Consider the following 1,218-nt stretch of genomic DNA (forward strand, 5'->3'; position numbering starts at 1 on the left):
ACCGTGGACGCCGCGCGCCAGGCCGTGCGCGGCCTGCTGCAGCGCAGCCCGGCCTTCAACTCCCTGCCGGAGGACAAGCGCCGGCAGCTGGCGCACGACCTGGTCCAGATCGGTAGCTACCTGGCCGAACCGGAAGGCGTGCGGCTGCGGCAGCAGAGTCCGCAGGTGCGCGCGCTGGCCGGCGACGAGGCGATGAAGCCGCAGCAGTTCGGCCAGGCCACGCGGGCCGGCGTGGAGAACATGGTGGGCCTGGTGCAGGGCGTGAACTTCCCGGGCTTCGTGTCCGGGCTGATCCAGGGCGTGTTCCATTCGATCGTGGACAGCTCGATCCAGCAGATGGAGGCCTACGCCAAGCTGGTGGCGGACGTGTCCAAGAGCCTGAACCAGTTCCGCGACGACAACACCACCGACAACCAGGGCCGCGACCACCTCGTCGACCAGTTCCCCGACCTGTTCCAGCTGAGCACGGGCGAGGACGATCCCTTCGGCAGCTTCGGCAGCGACTCGTCCGCGCCCGCGCAGCCGCGCGTTGTGCTGCGCGAAGGCATCGACGAGAAGTCGGCGGTCGATCGCCTGAACCGCTCGCTGCCGCTGGACAAGCCGCTGACCAGCCTGGACGACGAGGTGGTGGAGGCCGCGCTGGTGCCGGCCGCGCGCACGACCGTCGCCACCGGCCGGCAGCAGTTGCTGGCGACGATGGTGATGATGGGCATCAACCGCATCGTGGTCACCGACGGCAAGATCAGCGCCAAGGTGGTGTTCGACTTCAAGGCCAGCGACAACCGCAAGTACGCCTTCAGCGCCACCAAGTTCGACCACGAGAAGGACGCATCGGGCAACCTGCAGATGACCAACAGCTACTCGGGCGACTACGAGGGCAAGAGCGAGGGTGGCAGCTACAGCAAGAGCGCCGACAGCGAGGAGCGGCGCGACGGCAGCTACTACTCCAAGGGCAGCTACAAGTATTCGCAGCAGCCGGTGGTCAAGCTGATGAGCACGCAGAAGCTGATGGACGATTCGCAGCTGCAGACGAAGGCGCAGCTGACCGGCGCGGTGGAGGTGAACTTCAAGAGCGACTACCTGCCGATGGAGAAGATGGCCACGCCGGAGAACATCGCGGCGATCCAGATGAACGCGCAGCCCGGAATGGTGAAGAACCTGGCCGCCCGCCCGGCCGCCGCCGGCGCTGCGGCCCAGCCCGCCGTCGCGGCTCCCGCC

The 1,218-nt window shown here is 67.9% G+C and carries 1 protein-coding gene; it reads left to right on the top strand.

Features of this window, described 5'->3' with window-relative positions; translation table 11 throughout:
* Nucleotides 1-1,218, top strand: a 1,218-nt coding sequence (locus tag AC1DSA_RS26085) for a hypothetical protein (protein WP_477894188.1), incomplete at both ends; no start/stop codon positions are given.

It is taken from the genome of Ramlibacter sp. P4_H7 (assembly GCF_056400765.1).